This window comes from Streptomyces sp. TRM70350, assembly GCF_019219825.1.
In the GTDB taxonomy this organism is placed as follows: Bacteria; Actinomycetota; Actinomycetes; order Streptomycetales; family Streptomycetaceae; genus Streptomyces.
Genome location: NZ_JAHUXH010000003.1, coordinates 230,263 through 248,080, shown reverse-complemented (window position 1 = coordinate 248,080; position 17,818 = coordinate 230,263). Strand labels below are relative to the sequence as shown.

Annotated in this window: 18 protein-coding genes; 8 read left to right on the top strand and 10 right to left on the bottom strand. The window is 71.2% G+C overall.

The genetic code is table 11. The features are described 5' to 3' along the window. Window positions 1–11: 11 nt before the first annotated feature. The gene (locus KWI83_RS07125; protein WP_218513429.1) at window positions 12–1,205 is read right to left on the bottom strand and encodes an argininosuccinate synthase; all 1,194 of its coding nucleotides are present in this window, start codon (window positions 1,203–1,205) and stop codon (window positions 12–14) included. 177 nt (window positions 1,206–1,382) lie between these two features. On the opposite strand from KWI83_RS07125, the gene KWI83_RS07120 reads away from it, so the two are divergent. From KWI83_RS07120 to KWI83_RS07095, 6 genes are all read left to right on the top strand, one after another. Further along, window positions 1,383–2,210, top strand: coding sequence for a hypothetical protein (locus tag KWI83_RS07120; RefSeq protein ID WP_218513428.1), 828 nt, complete (start codon window positions 1,383–1,385; stop codon window positions 2,208–2,210). 113 nt (window positions 2,211–2,323) lie between these two features. Then, a complete protein-coding gene (locus KWI83_RS07115) occupies window positions 2,324–2,905 on the top strand; it encodes a pyridoxamine 5'-phosphate oxidase family protein (RefSeq protein ID WP_218513427.1) in 582 nt (193 codons plus the stop codon). Window positions 2,906–2,972: 67 nt separating this feature from the next. Continuing rightward, window positions 2,973–3,674: a L,D-transpeptidase gene (locus KWI83_RS07110; protein WP_218513426.1), complete on the top strand. Its 702-nt coding sequence runs from the start codon at window positions 2,973–2,975 to the stop codon at window positions 3,672–3,674. 79 nt (window positions 3,675–3,753) lie between these two features. After that, the gene (locus tag KWI83_RS07105; protein WP_218513425.1) at window positions 3,754–5,136 is read left to right on the top strand and encodes a ferric reductase-like transmembrane domain-containing protein; all 1,383 of its coding nucleotides are present in this window, start codon (window positions 3,754–3,756) and stop codon (window positions 5,134–5,136) included. 28 nt (window positions 5,137–5,164) lie between these two features. Next, complete coding sequence (locus KWI83_RS07100; RefSeq protein ID WP_218513424.1) at window positions 5,165–5,932, top strand: FMN-binding protein; 768 nt, start codon at window positions 5,165–5,167, stop codon at window positions 5,930–5,932. Between the two features lie 55 nt (window positions 5,933–5,987). Beyond that, the gene (locus tag KWI83_RS07095) at window positions 5,988–6,725 is read left to right on the top strand and encodes an FAD:protein FMN transferase (RefSeq protein WP_256361939.1); all 738 of its coding nucleotides are present in this window, start codon (window positions 5,988–5,990) and stop codon (window positions 6,723–6,725) included. Window positions 6,726–7,219: 494 nt separating this feature from the next. On the opposite strand, the gene KWI83_RS07090 is transcribed toward KWI83_RS07095, so the two are convergent. Further along, the gene (locus KWI83_RS07090) at window positions 7,220–8,056 is read right to left on the bottom strand and encodes a class I SAM-dependent methyltransferase (protein ID WP_218513422.1); all 837 of its coding nucleotides are present in this window, start codon (window positions 8,054–8,056) and stop codon (window positions 7,220–7,222) included. Between the two features lie 82 nt (window positions 8,057–8,138). Here KWI83_RS07090 and KWI83_RS07085 point away from each other — a divergent pair, with 82 nt between their 5' ends. Then, window positions 8,139–8,624, top strand: a complete 486-nt coding sequence (locus KWI83_RS07085) for a helix-turn-helix domain-containing protein (protein ID WP_218513421.1) — start codon at window positions 8,139–8,141, stop codon at window positions 8,622–8,624. Here the strand turns inward: KWI83_RS07085 and KWI83_RS07080 are convergent. From KWI83_RS07080 to KWI83_RS07055, 6 genes are all read right to left on the bottom strand, one after another. After that, the gene (locus tag KWI83_RS07080) at window positions 8,554–9,099 is read right to left on the bottom strand and encodes an arginine repressor (protein WP_218513420.1); all 546 of its coding nucleotides are present in this window, start codon (window positions 9,097–9,099) and stop codon (window positions 8,554–8,556) included. The two genes, KWI83_RS07085 and KWI83_RS07080, sit on opposite strands and share 71 nt — an antisense overlap. Window positions 9,100–9,106: 7 nt before the next feature. Beyond that, complete coding sequence (locus KWI83_RS07075; RefSeq protein WP_218513419.1) at window positions 9,107–10,306, bottom strand: acetylornithine transaminase; 1,200 nt, start codon at window positions 10,304–10,306, stop codon at window positions 9,107–9,109. Continuing rightward, window positions 10,303–11,211 carry an acetylglutamate kinase gene (argB, locus tag KWI83_RS07070; RefSeq protein ID WP_218513418.1) on the bottom strand — a complete coding sequence of 303 codons (909 nt, stop codon included), beginning with the start codon at window positions 11,209–11,211 and terminating at the stop codon, window positions 10,303–10,305. Before argB ends, KWI83_RS07075 begins: the two co-directional genes overlap by 4 nt. Continuing rightward, window positions 11,208–12,359, bottom strand: a complete 1,152-nt coding sequence (gene argJ, locus KWI83_RS07065; RefSeq protein ID WP_218513417.1) for a bifunctional glutamate N-acetyltransferase/amino-acid acetyltransferase ArgJ — start codon at window positions 12,357–12,359, stop codon at window positions 11,208–11,210. The genes argB and argJ overlap by 4 nt, the downstream gene beginning before the upstream one ends. Before the next feature lie 88 nt (window positions 12,360–12,447). Continuing rightward, entirely contained in the window at window positions 12,448–13,476 is a 1,029-nt protein-coding gene (gene argC / locus KWI83_RS07060) for an N-acetyl-gamma-glutamyl-phosphate reductase (protein WP_218513416.1), read from the bottom strand. A gap of 113 nt (window positions 13,477–13,589) precedes the next feature. Further along, window positions 13,590–16,064 carry an alpha-L-arabinofuranosidase C-terminal domain-containing protein gene (locus KWI83_RS07055; RefSeq protein ID WP_218513415.1) on the bottom strand — a complete coding sequence of 825 codons (2,475 nt, stop codon included), beginning with the start codon at window positions 16,062–16,064 and terminating at the stop codon, window positions 13,590–13,592. 163 nt (window positions 16,065–16,227) lie between these two features. Between KWI83_RS07055 and KWI83_RS07050 the strand changes: the two genes are divergently transcribed. Next, entirely contained in the window at window positions 16,228–16,671 is a 444-nt protein-coding gene (locus KWI83_RS07050; RefSeq protein WP_218513414.1) for a DUF6314 family protein, read from the top strand. Here the strand turns inward: KWI83_RS07050 and KWI83_RS07045 are convergent. Both KWI83_RS07045 and KWI83_RS07040 read right to left on the bottom strand, forming a co-directional pair. Next, window positions 16,653–17,246 (bottom strand): histidine phosphatase family protein, encoded by a 594-nt coding sequence (locus KWI83_RS07045; RefSeq protein ID WP_218513413.1) that lies wholly within the window; start codon window positions 17,244–17,246, stop codon window positions 16,653–16,655. The two genes, KWI83_RS07050 and KWI83_RS07045, sit on opposite strands and share 19 nt — an antisense overlap. Before the next feature lie 103 nt (window positions 17,247–17,349). Continuing rightward, entirely contained in the window at window positions 17,350–17,787 is a 438-nt protein-coding gene (locus tag KWI83_RS07040; protein ID WP_218513412.1) for a GNAT family N-acetyltransferase, read from the bottom strand. Window positions 17,788–17,818 lie beyond the last annotated feature (31 nt).

The window sequence follows — 17,818 nt, the reverse complement described above, 5'->3', positions numbered from 1 at the left end:
TGCCGTCGGGCTCAGGCGAGGTCGCGCTTGGCGGCGATCTTCGACGACATGCTGTAGATGTCGATGAAGCCCTTCGCCGCGGACTGGTCGAACGTGTCGCCCGTGTCGTAGGTCGCGAGGTTGAAGTCGTACAGCGACGCCTCCGAGCGCCGGCCGGTGACGACCGCGCGGCCGCCGTGCAGGGTCATCCGGATGTCTCCGGAGACGTGCTGGTTGGCCTCGTTGATGAAGCCGTCCAGGGCGCGCTTGAGCGGGGAGAACCACAGGCCGTCGTAGACCAGCTCGCCCCAGCGCTGCTCGACCTGCCGCTTGTAACGGGCCAGCTCGCGCTCGACGGTGACGTTCTCCAGCTCCTGGTGGGCGGTGATCAGGGCGATCGCGCCGGGAGCCTCGTACACCTCGCGGGACTTGATGCCGACGAGGCGGTCCTCGACCATGTCGATCCGGCCGATGCCCTGGGCGCCGGCGCGCTCGTTGAGCTGCTGGACGGCCTGCAGCACGGTGACGGGCTTGCCGTCGATGGCGACCGGGACGCCCTCCTTGAAGGTGATGATCACCTCGTCGGCGTCACGCGGGGTGGCCGGGTTCTGGGTGTACTCGTAGATGTCCTCGATCGGGGCGTTCCAGATGTCCTCCAGGAAGCCCGTCTCGACGGCCCGTCCGAAGACGTTCTGGTCGATGGAGTACGGGGACTTCTTGGTGGTCGCGATCGGGAGGTTCTTCTCCTCGCAGAACGCGATGGCCTTGTCGCGGGTCATCGCGTAGTCCCGGACCGGGGCGATGCACTTCAGGTCGGGGGCGAGGGCGACGATGCCGGCCTCGAAGCGGACCTGGTCGTTGCCCTTGCCGGTGCAGCCGTGGGCGACCGTGGTGGCGCCGTGCTTCTTGGCGGCGGCGACGAGGTGCTTGACGATCGTCGGCCGGGAGAGGGCGGAGACCAGCGGGTAGCGGTCCATGTAGAGGGCGTTGGCCTTGATCGCCGGGAGGCAGTACTCCTCGGCGAACTCGTCCTTGGCGTCCGCGACCTCGGCCTCTACGGCACCGCAGGCGAGCGCGCGCTTGCGGATGACGTCCAGGTCCTCGCCGCCCTGACCGACGTCCACGGCAACGGCGATGACCTCGGCGCCGGTCTCCTCGGCGATCCAGCCGATGGCGACGGAGGTGTCCAGACCGCCGGAGTAGGCGAGTACGACGCGCTCGGTCACGGGTTTCTCCTCACACTGCATTCGCTGACATGCATGAGTATGCAGAAGTCTGCATGGTTCGTCAATCTCGGGGAGCATTGAACGCGGGAAACCGCTTTCCCGTACCTCTCGCTGAACGCAGGCGCCGCGTTTGTGAACGAGACACACCAGACACCCCGACCCGAGTGAGGCATCCGCATGTCCAGGGCTCTTCCGAAGTACAGCAAGCGCCGCGTCGCGTTCATCGGCGGCGCGGCCGCGGTGGCGCTGTCCGGCGCGGTGATCGCCGGTTCCGCCCTCGCGGGGGAGACGTCCCAGAAGGCACAGGCCACGACCAAGGCCTCGCCCGGCACCATCAGCTGCCCGGCGGTGGCGCCCAGCCTCCCGGCGGTCCCCGCCTCCGCGCAGGCCGAGGTCAACCGCAACCTCGCCCTCCTCGACACCCAGATCGCCGAGGCCAACAAGCGCCTGCGGGAAACCGTCGGGCAGGGCGGACCCAACTTCGTCCAGAACGCCATCCTCGGCCCGCTGAAGGACAAGCGGGTCGCCACCATCAACCGCATCGCCACCGCGATCGGCCGCACCGCCGCCCGGCCGCAGGGCCTGGACTCGCTCGCCCCCTGCACGCTCGGCGCGGGCGGCGCGACGAACAACACCGGCGGCAACGCGGCCCCGCCCACCCCGGCCGCAAGCCAGGCGACCGGCGGCAACACCGGCAGCGGCAACACCGGCGCGGGCACCATCTCCTGCCCGGCCGTGGCGCCCAGCCTCCCGGCGGTCCCCGCCTCCGCGCAGGCCGAGGTCAACCGCAACCTCGCCCTCCTCGACACCCAGATCGCCGAGGCCAACAAGCGCCTGCGGGAAACCGTCGGGCAGGGCGGACCCAACTTCGTCCAGAACGCCATCCTCGGCCCGCTCGCCTCCAAGCGCTCGGCGACGATCGACCGGATCGCCATCTCCATCGGCCGTACGGCCGCCAAGCCCCAGGGACTCGGCTCTCTGGCCGCCTGCACGCTCACCCGGTGACGTGACAGGCACTGTGGCCGCCCCGTTGGAGCGCCGGCCGGGGCGGCCACGGTGAAGGATCCGTACGGATATCCCTTAGGCAGGCGAACTAATTTCGCGGATAATCACTTGCCATGGGAAAAACGTATGAACGCATAGACGGCAGACTCCGTTCGTTCATCGAGGAGCAGCCTCTCTTCTTCACCGCGACCGCCCCGCTCTCCGGCGACGGCACGGTCAACCTCTCCCCCAAGGGCCTCAAGGGCTCGTTCGTGGTGCTCGACGAACAGACCGTCGCCTACCTGGACTTCGCCGGTTCCAACGCCGAGACGGTCGCGCATCTGCGGGAGAACGGGCGGATCACCCTCATGTGGTGCGCGTTCCAGGGCCCGCCGAACATCGTCCGGGTGCACGGGCGCGGCGAGCCGGTGTTCCGTGACGACCCGCGCTTCGGTGAGCTGCTCGCCCGCTTCCCGGACATCGACCCGAGCCCGCACGGGCTGCGCGCGATCATCGTCGTGACGGCCGAACTCGTCCGGGACAGCTGCGGTTTCGCGGTGCCGCTGATGACGTACGACGGTGATCGCGAGCTGCACGCCCGGCGCTTCGCGCGCGAGGACACCGCGTCGCTGAGCGCGTACTTCGCGGGCAAGGAGCACATCGCCACGAGCCTGGACGGGCTGCCCGGGGTGCCGCTGCCGCTCCAGGAGATCTGACGGAACCCCAAAGCCCGAACGGACCATCCGAACTGCCGGTGCGCGAAGCCCCCGTTAGCGTCGGGGCATGCGCCCCGCACTCGCCGCCGCCGTGTCCGTCCTCGTCTGCGCCTGCCTCCTCGGCGCCGCCCCCGCCGAGGGGACCACGCTGCCCGACCGCATGGCCGACACCGGCCCCGGCAGTCAGCTGATCACCGCCGTGGCGCCGAAGGCGGGCTCGACGACGGGGACGGTGACCTGGTGGGACCGGCGGGACGGACGCTGGGTCAGCGCCGGTGAGGCACCGGCCCGGTTCGGGGCGAACGGGCTCGTCGAGGGGGCGGCGCGCAGGCAGGGCACGGACACCACACCGACGGGGCTGTTCACCCTGCCGTACGCCTTCGGCATCAAGGCGGCGCCGAGCGGGACGACGTACAAGTACCGGCTGGTGCGCGAGGACTCCTGGTGGTGCCAGGACGACGACTCCCGCTCCTACAACCGCTGGACCGAGCCCCGCCCCGCCGACTGCCGGGCGCAGGAAGCCGAGCACCTGATGTCGTACGGGCCGCTGTACGCCCATGCGCTGGTCATCGGCTTCAACTACCACCAGCCGGTGCGCGGGCGCGGGGCCGGGATCTTTCTGCACGTCAGCGGGAAGGGGCCGACGGCGGGTTGTGTGTCGGTGCCGGAGGACGCCATGCGGCGGATCCTGCTGTGGGCGAAGGCGCGGGGCAGGCCGCACATCGCGGTGGGGACGGAGAGCGGGCGCACCGCGATCACCCGGTACTGACTGAACACACGGCCGCCACCGCGCGTATCTCTGGGACAAGGGACCACGACGATCCGTTGCCCCCGTCCCCGGAGGAACCGTGACCACCACGCTCGCAGGCGGCCGCGCCGCCCGGCGCCAGACCATGCGCCGCATCCGCCCGCGCCGCTCCCCCGCCGTCCCGCTGCTGATCGCCGTGTGGGCCGGTGCGGCCGCGGTGCTGTGGCTGTGGTGGCAGAACACCCCGTCCGTCGCCGACACCACCGGGCAGATCCTCAACGCCGGCCGGATCACCGGGCTGCTCGCCGGATACCTGATGGCGCTCGTGGTGCTCCAGATGGCCCGGGTGCCCGCGCTGGAGCGGCGGGTGGGCTCCGACCGGGTGGCGCGCTGGCACGCGATGACCGGACGCTACACCCTCTGCCTGATCGTCGCGCACGTCTTCCTCATCATGTGGGGCTACGCCCTGCAAGCCGGTAAGACCCTCGGTGACGTCGTCCAGCAGACGATCGACTCCGTCAACCAGCTGCCGGACATGGGCAAGGCCGCCATCGGTACCGGCCTGCTGGTGCTCATCGGCCTCGTCTCGATCGGCCCGATCCGCCGCAGGATGCCCTACGACACCTGGTACCACGTCCATCTGATGACGTACGCGGCGGTCTATCTGACCTTCTGGCACCAGATCAGCACCGGCAACGACTTCGCCGTCGAACCCGCCGCGAAGACGTTCTGGTACGGGCTGTACGGGGCGGTCACCGCGCTGGTGGTGTGGTTCCGGGTCATCACTCCGATCAGGCTCAACGTCAGGCACCGGATGCGGGTCGAGGCGGTCATCGAGGAGACGCCGGGGATCGTTTCCGTGCTGATCAGCGGGCGGAAGCTGCACCGGATGGGCGCGGAGGCCGGGCAGTTCTTCCGGTGGCGGTTCCTGGCGCCGGGCATGCGGTTCAGCTCCCACCCGTACTCGCTGTCGGCGGCGCCCCGCCCCGGCATGCTGCGGATCACCGTGAAGGCGATCGGCGACCACAGCGCCCGGCTGCGCGAGCTGGAGCCCGGCACGCGGGTGTGGGCAGAGGGGCCGTACGGCGCGCTGACCGCCCAGCGCCGCAGCCGCGGCAAGGTGCTGCTGGTCGCGGGCGGCGTCGGGATCACGCCGATGCGGGCGCTGTTCGAGACGCTGCCGGGCGCGGCCGGTGACATCACCCTGCTGTACCGGGCCAACAGCACCCAGGACCTGGCCCTGTGGGACGAGCTGGCGAAGATCGCCGACGAGCGGGGCGCCCGGCTGATGTACGCGGTCAACAGCCCGGACGGGGCGCGCCCCGACATCTCCGCGGAGTCGCTGCAGCGGAAGATCCCGGACATCGACCACCACGACGTCTTCCTGTGCGGGCCGCCCGGCTTCGCACAGTCCGTGTACGAGGCACTGCGCGGCGCGGGGGTCCCCGCCCGCCGTATCCATCACGAGTCGTTCGAGATGTGAGCGACGGGTCATCAGGAGACCGGCCATCATGAAGAAGAGCCACCCCATCCGGCGTGCCGTGCTCGCCACCGCCGCCACCGTGTCCGGCATCGTGCTGCTGCTGTCGCTGAAGCCGGCGACCGACCCCGGCTCCGCCGCGGCGGCGGGCGGTGCGGCACCCCCCGCGGGGGCTGCGGCGCCCCAGGGCGGAGCGCAGGCCGCGGGCACCGCCACGGTGACCGGCGCCGTGGCCGAGACCCAGTACGGTCCGGTGCAGGTCCGGCTGACCGTGAGCAACGGCAAGATCACCCAGGCGGAGGCGGTGCAGGCGCCCAGCGGCGGCCAGAGCAGCCAGATCACCGCCGACGCCGTACCCCAGCTCAACCAGGCCGCCGTCGCGGCGCAGAGCGCCGAGATCGACGCGGTGTCGGGGGCGACGTACACCAGCACCGGCTACAGGGAGTCCCTCCAGTCGGCCCTCGACCAGGCCCGGGCGAGCGGCAGCGGCTCCGCCGACCAGGGCGGCTCGGGCAGCGCCCAGGCCGCGCGGACGGTCACCGGGGCCGTCGCCCAGACCCAGTACGGGCCCGTCCAGGTCCGGATCACCGTCAGCGGCGGCAAGATCACCCAGGCGGAAGCGGTGCAGGCGCCCAGCGGCGGCCAGAGCAGCCAGATCACCGCCGACGCCGTACCCCAGCTCAACCAGGCCGCCGTCGCGGCGGGCAGCGCCGACATCGACGCCGTGTCCGGGGCCACGTACACCAGCAGTGGGTACCGGCAGTCGCTGCAGTCGGCCCTGGACCAGGCCGGTGGCTGAGCCGGTGGTGGAATCCGCACAGGCTCCCGCCGCGGAACGCCGGGCGGAGGAGGTGATGGGGACCGTCTTCTCCTTCGACGTCCGCGGCGGGGATCCCGCTGCCGTGCGGGCGGCCCTCGACGAGGCCGTCGCCGGACTGCACCGGGTCGACGCGGTGTTCAGCACCTACCGCGAGGACAGCCAGATCTCCCGGCTGGGCCGTGGGGAGGTGACCGTCGGGGAGTGCGATCCCGAGGTCGCCGAGGTGCTGGAGCTGGCCGCCGAGGCGGAGCGGGTCAGCGAGGGGTGGTTCAGCTCGACGTACGAGGGCCGACTGGACCCGACCGGGATCGTGAAGGGCTGGGCCGTCGAGCGGGCGGCGCGGCGGCTGGCGGCTGCCGGGGTGAGCGGGGTCAGCGTCAACGGCGGCGGGGACGTGCAGCTGCTCGGCGTGCCCGGCGCACAGCGGCCCTGGCGGGTCGGCGTGTCGGATCCGCTGCGGCCCGGTGGGCTGGCGGCGGTCGTCTCCGCGGCCGGCGCCGAGGAACTGGCCGTGGCCACGTCCGGCACGGCCGAGCGCGGCGCCCACATCGTCGACCCGCGCACCCGAAAGTCCGCGGTGACGGACCTGCTCGCGGTGACGGTCGTCGCCCCCCGCCTGACCTGGGCGGACTGCTGGGCGACGGCCGCCTTCGCGATGGGCGCGCGCAACGGGCTGGCCTGGCTGGAGTCCCTGCCGGACGTGGAGGCGCTGCTGATCACGGCGGGGGACGAGGTGTGGTGCACGGGTGGGCTGGCCGGATGGCTGGGGTGAGTCACGTCGCTTACGCCGACGCCCTGAGTCAGCCAGCACGCGGCCGCCAGCCCGACCTACGTTCCCGCGCGAACGCAAAGCCGGGTGGCTGAGGATACGTCCCTTACGTCGACGCCCCCACCGCCAGCACACGGCCGTCACCCGGACCTCGGTCCCCCACACGAACGCAAAGCCGGATGGCTAACGGTAAGTCACGTCCGTTACGCCGACGTCCCCAACAGCCAGCACGCAGCCGCCAGCCCGACCCCGACCTCCCGCACGAACGCCAAGCCGGATGGCCGAGGATGAGCCACGTCCCTTACACCGACGCCCCCAACAGCCAACACGCAGCCGCCAGCCCGACCCCGACCCCCCGCACGAACGCCAAGCCGGATGGCCGAGGATGAGCCACGTCCCTTACGCCGACGCCCCCACCAGCCAACACGCAGCCGCCAGCCCGACCCCGACCCCCCGCACGAACGCCAAGCCGGATGGCCGAGGATGAGCCACGTCCCTTACGCCGACGCCCCCACCAGCCAACACGCGGCCGTGAACCTGACCTCCGTCCCCTGCACGTACGGGGCGAAGGCGGTGTGGAGGGTCTGGACGACCTTGGCCCGTGTCGGCTCGTCCACCTCGTGCAGGACGCGGCCCACGGGGCCGAGCAGCGTGAAGTAGCGCTCCAGTTCCTTCTGTGGCATCGCACACGGCACGTCGAGCGGCTCGACGGCGATCCCCGTCCAGCCGCTCTCCTCCAGCACGCTCCGCACCCGCTCCGCCCGCGCGAAGGCGAACTGGCCCGGCGCGTCCGGGTCACGGGGCGGCAGGTTCGGCAACAGCGGCGCCGCGGCCCGCTCGGCCGTCGTCATGAACGGGTTCTCCTCGGGGCCGCGCCAGACGATGAGCCTCAGTCCCGCGCCGGGCCGCGCGGCGCGCCGCAGGTTCGCGAACGCGGCGGCGAAGTCGTCGAAGAACATCACGCCGAACCGCGAGATGACGAGGTCGAACCCGGCCGGTTCGAAGGCGTGGGTCCCGGCGTCGGCCTGGACGAAGCCGGCGGGCACGCCCTCCCGCTCGGCGCGCGCCCGGGCCGCCTCGATCATCGGCTCGGCGATGTCGACGCCGACACAGCTGCCCTCCGGGCCGGTTCGCCGTGCCGCGGCGACGGTCGTGGCGCCCGTGCCGCAGCCGACGTCGAGGACGTGCGCGCCGGGGCCGACCGGCTCGGCGAGCAGCGGCTCGAACGGCCTGAACAGCTCGTCGAGCACGTCCTGTGCCGCGACCCAGTTACGCCCCGCCACCCCGCTCCACAGCGCCTTCGGTGCCTGCTCGTCCCCGTGTTCGGCGGTCATGACCGTCTCCCTTCGATCGCCCTTGAACAGCCCGTGGCTGTAGCCGTACGGTGCCAGTTCAAGTCGACTTGAGGTCAACGGCATGGATGATCCGGACATAGCGGCAGTGGCGCGGCGCTCCGGCGTGCCCGCCTCCACGCTGCGTTTCTACGAGGAGAAGGGCCTGATCGCCTCGACCGGCAGACGGGCCGGCCGGCGTGTCTTCGATCCCGGCGTGTTGCAGCGGCTGGCGCTGATCGCGATGGGCCGCGCCGCCGGTTTCTCGCTCGACGAGATCGCGCTGATGTTCGCGCCGGACGGTCGGCCCCGGATCGACCGGGGGACGCTGAGGGCGAAGGCGGACGAGCTGGACGAGACGATCCGCCATCTGAGCGCCATGCGGGACGGGCTGCGGCACGCGGCGGACTGCCCGGCGCCGAGCCACATGGAATGCCCGACCTTCCGCCGCCTGCTGCGGGCGGCGGAGTCGGGTGCGATGAGGGCGCCGGAGGGCGGGCTCAGTGGCCGTTCTGCGCCAGCCGCAGCAGGTGGTCGGCGAGCGCCTGTCCCCCGTCCGGCTGACGGCTGATCAGCAGCAGCGTGTCGTCCCCGGCGATCGTGCCGAGGATGTCGTGCAGCTCCGCCTGGTCGATCGCCGAGGCGAGGAACTGGGCCGCACCCGGCGGGGTGCGCAGGACCACCAGGTTGGCGGACGCCTCCGCGGAGATCAGCAGCTCCTGGGACAGCCGCCGCATCCGCTCCTCCTTCGCCGACTCCCCCAGCGGCGCGCGCGGCGTGCGGAAGCCGCCCTCGCTGGGCACCGCGTAGATGAGGTCGCCGTCGGTGTTGCGGATCTTCACCGCGTTCAGCTCGTCCAGGTCCCGGGAGAGCGTCGCCTGGGTGACGGTCAGCCCGTCGTCGGCGAGCAGCTTCGCCAACTGGCTCTGGGAGCGGACCGGTTGCCGGTTGAGGATGTCCACGATCCGGCGGTGGCGTGCGGTGCGGGTCTGCGGCACGGCAGGCCCGTTGACCCCCGCCTGTCCGTGGTCCTGCGGGTGGCTCATCGTCGTCTCATTCTCCGGCTCGTCCGTCCCCGTGACTTGCGTCGAGGACACCGGGCAGCGCCCGGAGCAGCGCCTCCACCTCGTCGTCGCCGAGGTTCAGCGGCGGCATGAGCCGTACGACATCGGGGGCGGGCGCGTTCACCAGGAATCCGGCGTCCTGAGCCGCCTGCTGCACCTGTGGCGCGAGCGGCTTGGTGAGCACGATACCCAGGAGGAGGCCCGCACCCCGGACATGGCCGATCAATCCATGGTTCAGAGCCTCGATTCCGTCCCGCAACGTGGCGCTCTGCCGCTTGACGTTCTCCAGCAGTCCCTCGGTCGCGATGGCGTCGAGTACGGCGAGTCCGGCGGCGCAGGCGACGGGGTTGCCGCCGAAGGTCGTGCCGTGCTGACCGGGCTGGAGCAGCTCGGCCGCCCGCCCGAACGCCACCGTGGCGCCCAGCGGCAGCCCGCCGCCGAGGCCCTTGGCGAGCGTGACGACGTCCGGCAGGACACCCTCGTGCGCCTGGTACTCGAACCAGTGTCCGGTCCGCCCGATGCCGGTCTGCACCTCGTCGAGCACCAGCAGCGATCCGGTGGCGGCGGTGATCGCACGGGCCGCCTTCAGATACCCGGCGGGCGGCACCACGACCCCGTTCTCGCCCTGGATCGGCTCGATGACGACGAGCGCCGTCTCCTCGGTGACCGCGGCGGCCAGCGCCTGCGCGTCGCCGTACGGGACGTGCGTGACGTCACCGGGCAGCGGCAGGAACGGGCCCTGCTTGGCGGGCTGGCCGGTGAGGGCGAGGGCGCCCATGGTGCGGCCGTGGAAGCCGCCCTCGGTGGCGACCATGTGGGTCCGCCCGGTCAGCCGGCCGATCTTGAAGGCACCCTCGTTGGCCTCGGCGCCGGAGTTGCAGAAGAAGACCTTGCCGTCCCGGCCGAACAGCTGCAGCAGCCGCTCGGCGAGCGCGACGGGCGGCTCGGCGACGAACAGGTTGGAGACGTGCCCCAGGGACGCGATCTGCTGGCTGACCGCCTCGACGACCCCGGGGTGCGCGTGCCCCAGCGCGTTGACCGCGATACCGCCGACGAAGTCGACGTACTCCTTGCCGTCGGCGTCCCACACCTTGGCGCCCGCGCCGCGCACGAGCGGCAGTCGCGGGGTGCCGTAGTTGTTCATGAGCGCGCCCTGCCACCGGGCGGTCAGTTCCTGGTTGGCACTCATACGGCGTCCCCCTCGTGTGCGTCCGGCACGACCATCGTGCCGATGCCCTCGTCGGTGAAGATCTCCAGCAGGATCGAGTGCTGGACCCGGCCGTCGATGACGCGGGCGTTGCGCACCCCGTTGCGCACGGCGTGCAGACAGCCCTCCATCTTCGGCACCATGCCGGACGACAGCTCCGGCAGCAGCTTCTCCAGCTGGGAGGCGGTGAGGCGGCTGATCACCTCGTCGCTGTTGGGCCAGTCCTCGTAGAGTCCCTCGACGTCCGTGAGGACCATGAGGGTCTCGGCGCCGAGAGCGGCGGCCAGTGCGGCTGCCGCCGTGTCGGCATTGACGTTGTAGACATGGTGGTCGTCCTGGCTGCGGGCGATCGACGACACGACCGGGATCCGGCCGTCCGCGAGCAGGGCCTCGATCGCGCCGGTGTCGATGTCGGTGATCTCGCCGACCCGCCCGATGTCGACGAGTGCGCCGTCGATCCGGGGCTGGTGCTTGGTGGCGGTCATGGTGTGGGCGTCCTCGCCGGTGAGGCCGACGGCGAGCGGCCCGTGCCGGTTGAGCAGCCCGACCAGCTCGCGCTGCACCTGCCCGGCCAGCACCATGCGTACGACGTCCATGGCGTCCTCGGTGGTGACGCGCAGGCCCGCCTTGAACTCGCTGACGATGCCGTGCCGGTCGAGCGCCCGACTGATCTGGGGGCCGCCGCCGTGCACGACGACCGGCTTCAGCCCGGCGTGCCGCAGGAAGACGACGTCCTGGGCGAAGGCGGCCTTCAGCTCCTCGTTCACCATGGCGTTGCCGCCGAACTTGATGACGACCGTCTTGCCGTGGTGCCGGGTCAGCCAGGGCAGCGCCTCGATGAGGATCTGCGCCTTGGGCAGCGCGGTGTGTTTACGCGTCGTGGTCATGAGGAGTAGGCGCTGTTCTCGTGGACGTAGTCGGCGGTGAGGTCGTTGGTCCAGATGGTGGCGGTCTCGGACCCGGCGGCGAGGTCGGCGACGATGTGCACCTCCCGGTAGCGCATGTCGACCTTCTCGCGGTCCTCGCCGACGGAGCCGTTCTTGCAGACCCAGACGCCGTTGATGGCGACGCCCAGCCGGTCGGGCTCGAAGGCGGCGGATGTCGTACCGATGGCGGAGAGCACGCGGCCCCAGTTGGGGTCCTCGCCGTGGACGGCGCACTTGAGGAGGTTGTTGCGGGCGATGGAACGGCCCACCTCGACGGCGTCGTCCTCGGTCGCGGCGTTGACCACCTCGACCTTGATGTCCTTGCTGGCGCCCTCGGCGTCCCGGATCAGCTGCCGCCCGAGGTCGTCGCAGACCTGCCGTACGGCCGCGGCGAACTCCTCGTACTCCGGGGCGACCCCGGACGCGCCGGAGGCCAGCAGCAGCACGGTGTCGTTGGTGGACATGCAGCCGTCGGAGTCGACGCGGTCGAAGGTGACCCGGGTGGCCGCGCGCAGGGCCTTGTCCAGCGTCTCGCTGTCCAGGTCGGCGTCCGTGGTGAGGACGACGAGCATGGTGGCGAGGCCGGGGGCGAGCATGCCCGCCCCCTTCGCCATGCCGCCGACCGTCCAGCCGTCCCTGGTGACGACGGACGTCTTGTGGACGGTGTCGGTGGTCTTGATGGCGATGGCCGCCTTCTCGCCGCCGTGCTCGGAGAGCTGGGCGGCGGCGGTCTCGACACCGGGGAGCAGCTTGTCCATCGGCAGAAGTACGCCGATCAGTCCCGTCGAGCAGACGGCGACCTCGATGGCGCCCCGGCCGAGCACCTCGGCGACCTTCTCGGCGGTGGCGTGCGTGTCCTGGAAGCCCTTCGGCCCCGTGCAGGCGTTGGCGCCACCGGAGTTGAGGACGACCGCGGACACCTGGCCGCTCTTCAGCACCTGCTCCGACCACAGCACGGACGCGGCCTTGACGCGGTTGGAGGTGAAGACGCCCGCGGCGGCGCGGCGGGGCCCGTCGTTGACCACGAGGGCCAGGTCCGGGGTGCCGTTCTCCTTGATGCCTGCTGCGATGCCGGAGGCGGTGAAGCCCTTGGCAGCGGTGACGCTCACTGTGTCTCCTTGTTCGTTTCTCCGCCCGTGCAGCGCAGAGGCGCGGCTTTCGTCGTTGTCTGCGGCCCGGCGGCTGCACGTGCGTCACTCACGGCGCGACTCCGATCGTCGAAAGCCCCGTGGTCTCGTCGAACCCCAGGGCGAGGTTCATGCTCTGGACGGCACCGCCCGCGGTGCCCTTGGTCAGGTTGTCGATGGCGCTGATCGCGATGATCCGCCCCGCGGCCTCGTCGTACGTGACCTGCACCTGAACGGCGTTCGAACCGTGGACGGAGGCCGTGGCGGGCCACTGGCCCTCGGGGAGCAGGTGGACGAAGGGCTCGTCGGCGAAGGCCTTGTCGTAGGCGGCGCGGGCGGACTCGGCGGTGACGCCGGGCTTCGCCTTGGCGCTGCAGGTGGCGAGGATGCCGCGCGGCATGGGCGCGAGGGTCGGGGTGAAGGAGACGGAGACCCGCTCGCCCGCCGCCACGCTGAGGTTCTGGATCATCTCGGGCGTGTGCCGGTGCACTCCGCCGACGCCGTACGGCGACATGGACCCCATGACCTCGGAGCCGAGCAGATGTGGCTTGGGCGCCTTGCCCGCGCCCGAGGTGCCGGACGCGGCGACGATCACGGCCTCGGGCTCGGCCAGCCCCGCACCGTACGCCGGGAACAGCGCGAGGGAGACGGCCGTGGGGTAGCAACCGGGCACCGCGATGCGCTTGGACCCCTCCAGCGCGGCGCGGCAGCCCGGCAGTTCGGGGAGGCCGTAGGGCCAGGTCCCGGCGTGCGGGGAGCCGTAGAACTTCTCCCAGTCACCGGCGTCCTGCAGCCGGAAGTCGGCGCCCATGTCGACCACGAGGACCTCCGGGCCGAGCTGCTCGGCGACGGCGGCGGACTGCCCGTGCGGCAGCGCGAGGAACACCACGTCGTGCCCGGCGAGCACCTCGGCCGACGTCTCGCTCAGCACCCGGTCGGCCAGCGGCAGCAGATGCGGCTGGAGCGCGCCGAGCCGCTGGCCGGCGTTGGAGTTGCCGGTCAGGGCGCCGATCTCGACCTCGGGGTGCATCAGGAGCAGACGCAGCAGCTCTCCGCCCGCGTATCCGCTCGCTCCGGCCACCGCCGCACGTATCGTCATGGACCCTCCTCCTGGATGGCATGACTATACGTTTCGCTGCACGTTTATGCAATCTCGCCACCTGGGAAGCGCGGGCGGCCCGGGCGTACCGCGAGCCCGGGCCGCCCGGGAGGTCACCGCTGCTTGATCCGCAGGAAGGTGACGGAGTTCGCAGGGAAGGTGTACGTGAACTTCTCCGCGACCCCGGAGAAGGTGGACCGCACCGGGGTGACCGGCGTGTCCGTCTCGGTGTTCACCTCCTCCGGCGCGGCGGCCAGCGTGGTCACCCGGGCCCTGGAGGCGACCTTGGCGCCGCCCAGGTCGATGGCGGTGCGGGCGGCCGAGGACTGGGCGTTGACGACCTTGACGATCAGGTCACCGGTGCGGTCGTCCTCGGTGACGACCTGGCGGAACGGCTCGGCGGGCTTGTTGTCGGTGAAGCTGCCCCACTCCTTGCCGTCGAGGTAGAGGGTGACCTGACGGCCGCGCACCTTGATGTCGATGTCGTAGGCCCGGCCCGTCTCGATCGACCCGGCCTTGGAGACGATGGTCGACTTGCCGCCGTCCACGGCCTTCTCGACGGCGGACTGGGTGTTGTTCCAGCCGCCCAGGTTCCACCAGTAGTAGTTGCCGGTGTCCTTCACGCCGAAGGCGACCAGGAAGCCCTCGTTGCCGGACTTCTTGGTGGCCTTCACGTGCAGGTCGTAGTCCTGCCAGGCCGGGTCGCCGGTGGTGACCATGGTGTTCTCGGCGGCGGCGTCGGTCTGGACGTAGGCCCCGTCCTGGATGCTCCAGCTGCCGCCGCCGACGTGCTTCCACTTCGAGGCGTCACCGGAGAAGTCGTCGCTGAGCAGCGTGGTGCCGTCGGCGGCCGTGACCTTGACGTCGTCGTACGCCGCGCTGGTCGCCCACGTGGACAGGCCGACGGCGCCGGAGATGGGGCCGCTGACGTCCGGTGTGGAGGTCGCCGTCGACGGTACGACGCGGTCGCCGACGTTGGTCATGAACAGCTTCTGGACCTCGTAGTTGGCCGAGCCCCAGGACGCGCGGTTGTTGAACCAGATCATGTCCGGGCGCCACTGCACATAGTCCTCGTTCGCCAGCAGCGGGGCGTACGAGGCGAGCTTGACGACGTCCGCGTTGCGCTCCAGGCCGGTCATGTACGCGGCCTCGGCGAGGGCGTTCTTCCAGGCGTTGCCCTGGGAGGCGTACTCACCGAGGAAGACCTTGGGGCCCTTCCGGTCGTAGCTGTCGTAGCGGTCGTTGTTCTGCAGGAACCACTCCGGGCTGTTGTAGTAGTGCTCGTCGACCATGTCGACGTTGCCCTCGCGGTTGAGCTTCCAGGCGGTGTCGAAGGTCGTGCCCGTGTCGTCCGGGCCGGAGTTGGAGATGACCGTGATGTCCGGGTACTTGGCCTCGATCGCGGCGCGGAACTTCTGGAAGCGGGCGAAGAACTCGTTGGGGAGGTTCTCCTCGTTGCCGACGCCGATGTGGGTGAGGCGGAAGGGCTTCGGGTGGCCCATCCCGGCGCGCACCTTGCCCCATGTCGAGTTCGCCGGGCCGTTGGCGAACTCGATCAGGTCGAGGGTGTCCTGGATGTGCCGCTCCAGCAGCGCCTCGTCGTCGGTGGCCCGGTTCTGGCCGCAGCCGGTCACCAGGGCGGGGACGACGGGCAGCGGCATGGCGCCGATGTCCTCGGCGAAGCGGAAGTACTCGTAGTAGCCGAGGCCGTAGCTCTGGTTGTAGCCCCAGAAGTTGGCGTTCGTCGCCCGCTGCTCGACCGGGCCGATGGTGTCCTTCCACTGGTACGACCGCTTGCGCTGCCAGCCGGACGCCTCGCTGTAGTCCTCCATGGAGCCGGTGTTGACCAGGCAGCCGCCGGGGAAGCGGACGAAGGCGGGGTCGAGGGCCTCGATCTTCTCGGCGAGGTCCTTGCGCAGGCCGTTCGGCTGCCTCTTGTAGGTGTCGCGCGGGAACAGCGACACCATGTCGAGGGCGGCGGCCTCGGTGGCGGCGACGGTGAGACGGCCGCGGCTGCTGGTGCGGGTCGCGGTGAAGGTGGCGGTGTACTTCTTCCAGGCGCCCTTCGCGGCCACCTGGCGGGCACTGGCCAGCTCGCCTGCGGCGTCCTTGAGGGAGACGGTGAGCGTGGTGCCGGACGCGGCGCGGGCCCACACCGAGAAGTCGTACTTCTTGCCCTTCTCGACCCGGATACCTGTGTTGTACCCGGCGTTGGTCACGGCCGAGGCGGCGCCCAGGGAGAGGTAGTTGCGGTTGCGCTCGTTGAGCCGTCCGTCGTCGTCGACCACCTGCGCCGCGCCGCTGACCGCCCAGGAGGTCAGCGGGGTGTAGGAGCCGTTGTCGGCGGTGGAGTACTCGAAGGAGCGGTTCTGCACGAGTTCGGCATACAGGCCGCCGTCGGCGGCCCGGTTGATGTCCTCGAAGAAGACGCCGTACATCGTGTCGTCGATGGTCGCGCCCGTCGCCGCCGGGTCGAGGGTGATCTCGTAGTCGACGACGGCTTCGGCGTGCGCGGGAGCGGGGACCATGGCGGCGGCCACCAGACAGGCGGTGACCGTCAGGCCGAGTCTCCAGCGGGTGCGTGACATGAATACTCCGCGGCTCGGTGGGAGGTGCCTGAACAGAGAACTGATCGCATGAGGGTGTTCGATATATCGGACGATGGTCAGCACTTCGAACGGCAAGATAGGGAGGGGGCGGGGGCGCGTCAATGGGTCGCGCAGCATCGGACGGGACGGAGAGCAGGACGGGATGGGCGAGTTCTGGCCGGTGCCGGATGTCCTGGCGTATCTGGCCGGGCGCTGGCGGGTGACGCGGTCGGTGCGGGATCTCGCGAGCGGGGACGACGGGCGGTTCGAGGGAACGACGGTCTTCGCGTCACTTCAGGACGGCGGTCTGCTGCACGAGGAGTCCGGCACGTTCGTCTGGCAGGGCGTGGCCCGGCCCGCCGCGCGGACGCTGCGCTTCCTGCCCGGACCGTCGCGCGGGACGGCGGACGTCCGCTTCGCCGACGGCCGCCCCTTCCACGACCTCGACCTCACCACCGGCCGGCACCTCGCAGACCACCCTTGCTCGGCCGACCTCTACCAGGGCGAGTTCACCGTCCGGGACGCGGACCACTGGCGGACGGTGTGGCGGGTGCGCGGCCCGGCGAAGGACCTCGTCCTGACGACGGACTACGCGCGCAGCGCCTGAGCCGGGCCGCCTTCGAACCGCAGGTTCCAGCGCCCCGCGCGGCCCGTGACGGTGGTCGTGGACAGGGAGCAGACGTCGATGCTCCAGTACATCGAGGGCGGTGCCTTCAGGGCGTAGACCAGGGCCGCGCGGATCACCGAGGGCTCGGCCACGGCGACGATCCGGCAGCCGTCCTCGACCGGCCGGGTGTCCAGCCAGCCGCCGACGCGGCCGATGAAGGCGAGCAGTGACTCACCGCCGTGCGGTGTGGAGCGGGGGTCGGCGAGCCAGGCGTCCACCGCCTCCGGCTCCCGGGCCATCGCCTCCCCCAGCGTGAGCCCGCGCCAGCGGCCCATGTCGCAGTCGCGCAGGGCGAGTTGCGCCAGCGGGGCGTAGCCGAGGGCGTCGCCGGTGGCGCGGCTGCGGGGAGTGGGCGAGCAGTAGCGCAGCTCGGCCGCCGCCAGTGGCACCAGGTCGCGGGCGACGCGCTGCACCTCGTCCCAGCCCGCCTGGTCCAGCGGCCGGTCGTCCTCGAAGCGTTCCGCGAGCAGCGGGGCGCTGCGCGCGGCGGCGACGAACGTGACCCGAAGTGCCATGCGGGGATCGTGTGCCCGGAGAGTGAGCAGGTCAAGAGGCGTTACGCGTGAGTTATGGAGGCGCCGCGAATCCTTACCGGAAGGTCAGGATCAGCCGGACAACTCACTCGAAATACAGCGCCATCCATTCCTCCGGCCGCGCCAGCGGCGCGAACCCGAGCTTCTCGTACACGCCGTGCGCATCGTGCGTGGCCAGCAGTATGCGGCGCAGCCCGTGCGGCCGCAGATGCTCGCGGACGGCCTCGACGAGCGCCGTGCCGATGCCCTTGCCGCGCACCGACGGATCGACGTACACGTCGCACAGCCACGCGAAGGTCGCCAGATCGGTGACGACCCGCGCATACGCGACCTGCTCCCCCGAAACGGTTGCGTACACCCCGAAGTTGAGCGACCCGGCGACGGCCCGGTCCTGCTGCTCCCGTGGCCGCCCGATCGCCCAGTACGCGTCGGTGGACAGCCACCTGTGCACGCGCTCGGCGTCGATGCGGTCGGAGTCGGTGGAGATCTCGTAGCCCTCGGCGAGGGGCGGCAGGTCGGTCATGGCGGGATGCTCGCAGGGCGGGCGCGCGGGC

Bases quoted from the DNA above. Each gene is read 5' to 3' on its own strand.
- KWI83_RS07120 (WP_218513428.1), top strand. From the start codon at position 1,383: ATGTCCAGGGCTCTTCCGAAGTACAGCAAGCGCCGCGTCGCGTTCATC.
- KWI83_RS07115 (WP_218513427.1), top strand. From the start codon at position 2,324: ATGGGAAAAACGTATGAACGCATAGACGGCAGACTCCGTTCGTTCATC.
- KWI83_RS07110 (WP_218513426.1), top strand. From the start codon at position 2,973: ATGCGCCCCGCACTCGCCGCCGCCGTGTCCGTCCTCGTCTGCGCCTGC.
- KWI83_RS07100 (WP_218513424.1), top strand. From the start codon at position 5,165: ATGAAGAAGAGCCACCCCATCCGGCGTGCCGTGCTCGCCACCGCCGCC.
- KWI83_RS07095 (WP_256361939.1), top strand. From the start codon at position 5,988: ATGGGGACCGTCTTCTCCTTCGACGTCCGCGGCGGGGATCCCGCTGCC.
- KWI83_RS07090 (WP_218513422.1), bottom strand. From the start codon at position 8,056: ATGACCGCCGAACACGGGGACGAGCAGGCACCGAAGGCGCTGTGGAGC.
- KWI83_RS07085 (WP_218513421.1), top strand. From the start codon at position 8,139: ATGGATGATCCGGACATAGCGGCAGTGGCGCGGCGCTCCGGCGTGCCC.
- KWI83_RS07080 (WP_218513420.1), bottom strand. From the start codon at position 9,099: ATGAGCCACCCGCAGGACCACGGACAGGCGGGGGTCAACGGGCCTGCC.
- KWI83_RS07075 (WP_218513419.1), bottom strand. From the start codon at position 10,306: ATGAGTGCCAACCAGGAACTGACCGCCCGGTGGCAGGGCGCGCTCATG.
- argB (WP_218513418.1), bottom strand. From the start codon at position 11,211: ATGACCACGACGCGTAAACACACCGCGCTGCCCAAGGCGCAGATCCTC.
- argC (WP_218513416.1), bottom strand. From the start codon at position 13,476: ATGACGATACGTGCGGCGGTGGCCGGAGCGAGCGGATACGCGGGCGGA.
- KWI83_RS07055 (WP_218513415.1), bottom strand. From the start codon at position 16,064: ATGTCACGCACCCGCTGGAGACTCGGCCTGACGGTCACCGCCTGTCTG.
- KWI83_RS07050 (WP_218513414.1), top strand. From the start codon at position 16,228: ATGGGCGAGTTCTGGCCGGTGCCGGATGTCCTGGCGTATCTGGCCGGG.
- KWI83_RS07045 (WP_218513413.1), bottom strand. From the start codon at position 17,246: ATGGCACTTCGGGTCACGTTCGTCGCCGCCGCGCGCAGCGCCCCGCTG.
- KWI83_RS07040 (WP_218513412.1), bottom strand. From the start codon at position 17,787: ATGACCGACCTGCCGCCCCTCGCCGAGGGCTACGAGATCTCCACCGAC.